Here is a 7,121-nt window from a genome sequence, read left to right on the forward strand (position 1 = left end):
GCTGCCCGCGGCCGTCCGCCGACGGTGCCGTCTCCGCCAACGCACGCTCGAAGTGGTCCGCGTTCACGGCCACGCCGCCCGACGTACCCTCCCCGACGATCCCGTCCTCGATGGCGATCATCGCGGCCTCGCGAACCAGCGCGGCCAGATCGCCACCGCTGTATCCATCAGTTCGATCGGCTAGTATGTCGAGATCGACCCCCGCTGTTGTCGGGGTCCCCTCGATGTGTATCCCAAGGATCTCTCGCCGCGCCGCGCGGTCCGGCAGCGGTGTTTCGACGGCCTTCTCGATGCGGCCTGGCCGCAGGAGCGCCTCGTCGATAGCATCCGGGCGGTTCGTCGCCGCGACGACTGCGACATCGGTGAGCGGTTCAAGCCCATCAAGCTCCGTCAGCAACTGCGACACGACGCGCTCGCCAGCGCCCGTGTCGTCCCCTTGACGCTTCGGCGAGATCGCGTCGACCTCGTCAAAAAAGACGATCGACGGAGCGTTCTCTCGGGCTGTCGCGAACAGGTTCCGAACCGCCCGCTCGCTCTCGCCGACGTACTTATCCAGAAGCTCCGGCCCGTTCACCGGAATGAAGTTCGCGTCGCTAAGGCTCGCCACGGCCCGGGCGAGCAATGTCTTTCCGGTTCCTGGCGGGCCGTACAAAAGCACGCCCGAGGGAGGCTCGATTCCGGCCTGCTCGAAGCGCTCCGGGTGCTCCAGCGGCCAGTACACCGCCCGAACGATCTCGCGCTTTGCGGCTTCGAGCCCGCCCACCTCGTCCCAAGCGACCTCGGGAAACTCGACCGAAACGTCCCTGAGCCCACTGGGATCGACGGCGTCGACAGCGTGATCGAAATCCGCCTGCCGGATCACTCGACCGCCGCGGCGTACTGTCCGCTCCAGCGCCGTGTCGACGAGCACCCCCACATCGGCGAGCAAGAACCCGTTGAGTCGCTCGGCGATCGAATTAAGCTCGACATCGTCGCCGAGCGCAGCATCGTTACAGATCGTCTCCAGCGCCGCTCGCCTGTCGTCGTCGGTCAGCGGCGGAATGCGTATTTCGCGGTCGAACCGGCCACCGCGTCGGAGCGCATCGGGGACGGACTCGGCGTCGACGGTCGCTCCGATAACGGCGGTCCCAGCGGCGGCCCGAAGCTCGTCGACAGTCGACCGCAGACGGTCACCGAGCGTCGACGTGGAGCCCGCCTCATCGCCGAGGGCATCGAGGTCGTCAAGCAGGACGACCGCTCGATCGTTTTGAGCGGCTTCCTCGGTGACCCGGTCGAGTCGGTCGTCCCGGTCAGCCGTACTCTCGGCTTTGAGCCGCGCAGCCGAGACCCGAACGAACGTCGCGTCGGTGGCCGACGCAACCGCTTCGGCGAGCGTCGTTTTCCCGGATCCGTGCGAACCACAGAGAAGAACCCCAAGTGTCGGTCGGTCGATCGACGCGAACGCCTCCTGTCTCTCGAACCGTGCCGCCGTCGCCTCGCGGAGCCGTCGATATGTGTCCCTCGGAGCGGCGTCCTCGCCACGAACGGACGGCTCCGAGACAGTTTCGACGTCCTCAGTCACAACGTCGATCTCAGTCGCGTCGGAGACGACTGCCGGCGACGACGGCGCAACTCTCTCGACGACGAATCGAAGCGTCGGCGCGCCGATAAGATGGCTGACTTCGATTTTGTCGCCGGTCGCAACGACCCTCCGGCCAAGCCGCCGTCGCAACGCGTCCTCGCTACGGGTGACCGCGATCGAGTTCTGGAGCCGAAGCGTCGCGATCGACGCCGTCGGGACGTCGCACGTGGCGACGCTCACGGTATCCCCAACATCGATGTTCGCTCGTCGTCGCAACGGCTCCGGAACGGCCACACCGTCTGTGTCGGCGATGACCGCGGGCGTTGCGATCCGGTGCCCACCGCGAATCTCGACTGTTTCGCCGCTGTCGACGCCGAGATCGGTCAGGATCGGTTGCGGGAGGCCGACACAGTCATCCGACATCGGCGCGACAGGATCGACGACGGAACGTTGAACGCTCATCCGTTCCGTCGGTTCGTCGGATCGCAGACAATGGTCCTCAACAGCATGTACCGAGGAGTACGCGCAGAAAACATATAGAACCCACGGCGGGGGCGGAATCGACCGACTAGCGACGGGGCGTCAGGTTCGCCCGGCCGTGACCGACGGGTTTGAGGCCCGCTCGCGACCGACAGCACCGAACCCCGCCCGTTAAATACGCGGCCCGATTGAACCATCGACATGGAGTTCTGTGACGAGTGCGGTTCGATGATGCACAGCCGGGAGGGGGTGTGGGTGTGCGGCTCCTGTGATTTCGAGAAGCCCCGCGACGCCGACAGCGAAGCCGACATGATTACGACGGAGGGACAGGACACCGACAGCGGTCCCGTCGATATGTCCGATGTCGACGACACCGAGATCGGCCCGACGACGACGGTGAAGTGTCCGAACTGTGGCCACGACCGGGCGCGCTACGAAATGAAGCAGATCCGGGCCGCCGACGAGTCCGAGACGCGCTTTTTCACCTGCGTCGAGTGTGATCAGAAGTGGCGTGAGGACGATCACTGAGAGCTTCGCCGCCGTCCTGCAGAGGTGGTTGACGAGGCCGCGACCCGCCCCCGACGTTTCGACTGCGTACGCCTTCTCCCGCGTGTGTCCAGCACACACGACCGCTTCGGGCTTATGTGGTTCGTTCGCCTCCCATACTATGAGAACAAATGTCTCACACGCGCCGGCAGTTCCTGACGGCACTCGCGGTTACGGCGGCGGGATCAAGCGCCGGGTGTCTCGGTCGCGGGGGCACCTCGTCCGGCGGTGAGCCGGGTGGGGAACCGGTCGTCGATCTCGGCCTCCCGTGTGCGGACTCGGGGGGGTCCGATACCCTCCCCGACGGGCGCCCGGCGACGGCGTTCGAGGGCGCTCGGGCCAGCCCCGAAACGGCGTACAGCGACGGCGACCTCCCGCTTCGGGAGACGCCGCTTCACATAGGACACGACCGCTCCGCCTTCGTCGACGACGACATGAGCGGCGGCGTCGGCCACGACGGCATCCCATCGATTGACGACCCGCGATTTGCCCGGAGCGCGGATGTCGAACTTCCGGACTGCGAGCGCGTGTTCGGCGTCGAGTTGGATGGCGACGTCCGGGCGTATCCACAGCGTATCCTCGTTCAACACGAAATCGTCAACGACGTCATCGGCGGCGAGCCCGTCGCGGTGACGTACTGTCCCCTGACCGGGACCGCCCAGGGGTTTTACCGCGGTGGGACCGAGTTCGGCGTCTCAGGGCGCCTCGTCAACTCGAATTTAATCATGTGGGACCGGGCTACGGACGTTCGCTGGCCACAGATCGCGGCCACGGGGATCGAGGTCGGCGGGCAGCGCGACACCGGCGACGCCGACCGACTCGTCGGGCAGTCGCTTCGGGAGTTCCGGGTTGTCTGGACGACCTGGCGTCGCTGGCGGAACCGCCACCCGGGGACGCTCGTGTTGACCGAGGAGACCGGATCTGCAAGAAACTACAACCGCGACCCCTACGGTTCCTACGAGCCGCCCGTCTCCGGGCACTACTCGACCGACGCCGGAAGACAGCCCAACTTCCCGTTGATGGCTTACGACGACGCCGAGTCCAAGCGGGTCGTCGTCGGCGCGCGGACAGCGGCAGGCGCGGTCGCCTTCGACAAGCGGGCGCTGATGGAGTCGTCGGTGCTAACAGGGGACCTCGGCGACACGCCGGTTGTCGCCGTCGCCGACGAGGGGATCACCACGGGCTACGTCTACGCGAACCCCGATGGTCTCAATGTCGAACGCGACGGCGACGCGTACGCGGTCGACGGGGTGTCCGCGCCGCCCGGCGATCTGCCGCTCGATCGACTCCTCGCGTTCGACGCCATGTGGTTCGCCTGGTATGGCTTCTATCCGAACACCGAACGGGTGGAGATATGACGACGCGCACCGACGGGCGGACCGGGACCGGCTCGGGAGCGCCAACCCCCCGAACGGCACCGGTCGCCTGGACCAGACGTCTCTTCGTCAGAACCGCCGTCGCCGTCCGCGGCGCACTGGGTCGGCGCGACGGGCAGGTGACCCTGTTCGCCGTGGCGGGACTGTATCTCCTCACCTACCTCTGGGCGTTACGGGACGTGACCGCAACCGGCCCCGGTGGCCTCGACGTCTTCGTCGTCGCCGAGCCGATTTCGACCGCTTTGACTCCACTCTCGCCGTTTCTCTTCGAGGCCGTGGCACGGATCGAGGCCGGGCCGATCGTCTATCTGTTTCGGCCGGTCAACGTCGCCTTGGGACTCGGGCTGGGGCTGCTCGTTGGCGTGACGCTCTCCGTCTCGGTCGCCTCCTGGCGCGGGCCGGACGCCTGCCGGATCGGGGCCGGCGCTGGCGCGACGGCCGGCATTCCGGGGCTCCTCTCGGGGTTCGCATGCTGTGGGCCACAGTTGCTCGTCATCATCGGGCTGCAGGCCTCCGCAGGCCTCGTCGCCGCGATGCAGTGGATGGTGCCGCTCGCGGTCGCGTCGCTTCTCGCCACGCTGCTTTGGGTCGGCAGTCGGGTGCAGATCGACCCGTCGTAGGCAGTAGTGGCGGCGACGTACGAACGTACGAGGCGAAAGCCTCGCGCTTCAGCGCGGGGAGGGTGTCAACCGATGTCCGGAAGGAACCGCGCGAAGACGAGATAGCCGGTGTGGCCGACACCCGCGGTCGAGGGCCGCGACCCGCGGTCGTCGAAGTCCATCCGGCGCTGGATCGTCTCTAGAGTCTCGACCTCGGTGAGTCCCACCGACCGGGCGGCCTCGACGCACTCGCGCGCTGACTCGATAAACGGTGAGTACACCGCGAGGAAGCCCCCCGGAGCCAACAACTCGTCGGCGTGCTCGACGACCGCCGCCGCGTCGCCCGTATCGAGCGTAAGCAGGTCGTATCCCCCGTCGAGGGTATCTAGTTCATCCGTCAGATCGCCCGTCCGGACATCGACGCGATCCGTGACGCCCGCGGTCGCCATGTTTTTGCGGGCGACCGCAGCGAACTCGGGATCGCGTTCGTAGGTTGTCACCTCGACGCCGAGACGGCCGAGATACGCCGCAAGGACACCGGTTCCGGTTCCGGCGTCGAGGGCGCGGTCGTCAGACGCGACGCCCGTGTGCCCGATCACGAGTCCGATATCGCGGGGCATCATCGGCGCGCCGGTGCGCTCTAGGTGGTCGAACAGGTCCGGGCCGCGGAGCCGCCGCACCTCGAAGGGCTCACCGAGATGTGTCTCGACGACCGTCCCCGGCGTCACATCCGCCGGAAGTTCGATAACGCCCAGGTCTGTCTCTTGGGTCTCGCCCGGTGCGAGCACGAACGCGCGGGAGCCGCGGACAACGAGTACCCGTCCCGGCGGGGCGGCCGGTTCGGGGGGCCCCGATTCGTTCGAGTCGTTTTCATTTCCCTCCGAGTCGCTTTCTTCGCCGCCCGAGTCGACGTCCGTCACTCGAGTTGCTGGACGGCGGCCGCGAGGTCGCCGGTCTCCTCGAGTGTCTCTCTGGCTTTTTCTTCCGAGACGCCGGTGCGCATGGCGACGATCTCGACGTCGTCCTCGGAGAACCCGCCTTCGGTTGCATCGGCGCTGGCATCCGCGTCGTCGGCATCGCTGGCGTCCGCCTCCTCGATGCTGCCCGCTTCGCCGCGGGGCCGGGTGTCGGGTTCGCCGACGACCTGATAGGTCTGTTGGCCCTGCGCGTCCATCCGCTGGACCTCGGCGTCGTGGAAGACGAGTTCCTCCTCGGGGGTGCGGATAATGACCTCCTCGGCGTCGATGTCTTCGAGGTCGATTCCCATCTGGTTCATCATCTGCTTCATCTTTTGCGGGTTCAGCCCGCCGCCTCCTCCAAACATACCTCTACTGAGGGGCCGACGGCGCAAAAAGCCTGATGTTACGATCGGTCGAGCGCGACCGACTCGGACGCGCCGATGAAACGGTCGTTCACGGCGTCTCCGCGAGCAGCAGGTCCTCGTGATCCTCCGGGTCGGCCGACGGCGGGAGCCGCCTGCCCTCGATGGTAGCGACGCGGCGCACGAACCGCGTCCCCGACAGCGACGGGGCGACCAACCGTGGGAGCCCCCGCGGAAAAAAATCGGTGTCGACCCGGTCGACGGCGAGGATTCCCTCGATCGCCTTCGCGACCGGGACGCAGACGCGGAACCCGTCCGTCGACTCGACGAGGAGGTGCGTCGCGTCGGCGTCGACGCCGTCCAACAGCGCGGCGAGTTCGATCCCCCGCCAGTGGCCTGCGACCGGGTCGCCGCTGCCACAGCGGGTCTCGCACGGAAAATCGACGAGATCGAAGCGCTCGATCGACTCGCGGAGATCGATATCGACATCGCCGCCGATCCGCGTTCGTTCGAGTCGGTCCGCAAGCGAGTGGGCGTTCATAGGCGTGACATCCGGCCGCAAGTGCAATATCGATCTCCCTGCAAATAGTTGGGGTTTATACACTCCGGCGGCCCGCCCCAGTCCCGGCTACGCCGGGCGACCGTCCCGGATCTTGATCGCCATGCCGGTGCCGAAGTCGGCCATCGCGTCGGCGGAGAGTTCTGCCCGCCCGACAGCGAGGAGGTCGCCGCGGTCGTGCTCAACGAGGACCTCGTCGCCCGGCCTGATCTGTGGGTCGACGCGCTGAACGAACTTCGCGAAGACGTTTCGCTCCTCGCGGACGAACGGCTCGCTGTCGTCGCCGACGACGACGCGGTAAGCGGGCGCCTCAAGTGCACGCTGAAGGCGCAGGCCACCAGCGACGCCGAGCGTGAACCGCCCGTCGGTGCCGTAGGAGACGACGCGCTCGCCGTCGGCGAGGATCTGTTGTGGACGGCCCGACCCCGTCCGCTGGACGACGACGTCGCCCTCGAAGAGCGCCGCCCCAGCGCCGGCCCCGAACTGGTAGTCGGCGACCGTCCGGAGCGCGTCGATGTCGCTTGCCATACTTGCCGGTGGCGATGGGACCGAATACGCCTTTCGTCCGGCCACCTCCCGCGATCGTTTCACAGGTTTTATATAAGTCAACTGTCGATCTGTGAGTATGGCAACCGACACGCGGAAACTCGTCCTCGGTGCGATCGCGCTCGCCGTGGGT

General features: G+C 67.1%; 8 protein-coding genes. 3 read left to right on the forward strand and 5 right to left on the reverse strand.

Annotated features, from left to right (window positions below; translation table 11 throughout):
* Positions 1–2,023, reverse strand: a 2,023-nt coding sequence (locus ACI944_RS09575; RefSeq protein WP_411718820.1) for an AAA family ATPase, incomplete at its 3' end; no start/stop codon positions are given.
* Positions 2,024–2,242: 219 nt separating this feature from the next.
* On the opposite strand from ACI944_RS09575, the gene ACI944_RS09580 reads away from it, so the two are divergent.
* The 3 genes from ACI944_RS09580 to ACI944_RS09590 all read left to right on the forward strand — a co-directional run bounded on the left by ACI944_RS09580 (position 2,243) and on the right by ACI944_RS09590 (position 4,583).
* The gene (locus tag ACI944_RS09580) at positions 2,243–2,569 is read left to right on the forward strand and encodes a transcription factor S (protein ID WP_411718821.1); all 327 of its coding nucleotides are present in this window, start codon (positions 2,243–2,245) and stop codon (positions 2,567–2,569) included.
* A 149-nt stretch (positions 2,570–2,718) separates the two neighbouring features.
* Entirely contained in the window at positions 2,719–3,945 is a 1,227-nt protein-coding gene (locus ACI944_RS09585) for a DUF3179 domain-containing protein (protein WP_411718822.1), read from the forward strand.
* Entirely contained in the window at positions 3,942–4,583 is a 642-nt protein-coding gene (locus ACI944_RS09590) for a hypothetical protein (protein ID WP_411718823.1), read from the forward strand. Before ACI944_RS09585 ends, ACI944_RS09590 begins: the two co-directional genes overlap by 4 nt.
* 65 nt (positions 4,584–4,648) lie before the next feature.
* On the opposite strand, the gene ACI944_RS09595 is transcribed toward ACI944_RS09590, so the two are convergent.
* The 4 genes from ACI944_RS09595 to ACI944_RS09610 all read right to left on the reverse strand — a co-directional run bounded on the left by ACI944_RS09595 (position 4,649) and on the right by ACI944_RS09610 (position 6,970).
* Positions 4,649–5,350: a methyltransferase domain-containing protein gene (locus ACI944_RS09595; protein ID WP_411718827.1), complete on the reverse strand. Its 702-nt coding sequence runs from the start codon at positions 5,348–5,350 to the stop codon at positions 4,649–4,651.
* A 128-nt stretch (positions 5,351–5,478) separates the two neighbouring features.
* Positions 5,479–5,886: a nascent polypeptide-associated complex protein gene (locus tag ACI944_RS09600; RefSeq protein ID WP_411718824.1), complete on the reverse strand. Its 408-nt coding sequence runs from the start codon at positions 5,884–5,886 to the stop codon at positions 5,479–5,481.
* Positions 5,887–5,974: 88 nt separating this feature from the next.
* On the reverse strand, positions 5,975–6,424 hold the full coding sequence (locus ACI944_RS09605) for a molybdopterin-dependent oxidoreductase (RefSeq protein WP_411718825.1): 450 nt from the start codon (positions 6,422–6,424) through the stop codon (positions 5,975–5,977).
* Between the two features lie 87 nt (positions 6,425–6,511).
* Positions 6,512–6,970 (reverse strand): PUA domain-containing protein, encoded by a 459-nt coding sequence (locus ACI944_RS09610; RefSeq protein WP_411718826.1) that lies wholly within the window; start codon positions 6,968–6,970, stop codon positions 6,512–6,514.
* Between the last annotated feature and the right edge of the window lie 151 nt (positions 6,971–7,121).

It is taken from the genome of Natronomonas sp. (genome assembly GCF_046710025.1).
Classification (GTDB): domain Archaea; phylum Halobacteriota; class Halobacteria; order Halobacteriales; family Haloarculaceae; genus Natronomonas.

What these genes read in the sequence shown, in the direction of transcription:
- ACI944_RS09605 (WP_411718825.1), bottom strand. Translation starts at nt 6,424, where the DNA reads ATGAACGCCCACTCGCTTGCGGACCGACTCGAACGAACGCGGATCGGC.
- ACI944_RS09600 (WP_411718824.1), bottom strand. Translation starts at nt 5,886, where the DNA reads ATGTTTGGAGGAGGCGGCGGGCTGAACCCGCAAAAGATGAAGCAGATG.
- ACI944_RS09590 (WP_411718823.1), top strand. Translation starts at nt 3,942, where the DNA reads ATGACGACGCGCACCGACGGGCGGACCGGGACCGGCTCGGGAGCGCCA.
- ACI944_RS09580 (WP_411718821.1), top strand. Translation starts at nt 2,243, where the DNA reads ATGGAGTTCTGTGACGAGTGCGGTTCGATGATGCACAGCCGGGAGGGG.
- ACI944_RS09610 (WP_411718826.1), bottom strand. Translation starts at nt 6,970, where the DNA reads ATGGCAAGCGACATCGACGCGCTCCGGACGGTCGCCGACTACCAGTTC.
- ACI944_RS09585 (WP_411718822.1), top strand. Translation starts at nt 2,719, where the DNA reads ATGTCTCACACGCGCCGGCAGTTCCTGACGGCACTCGCGGTTACGGCG.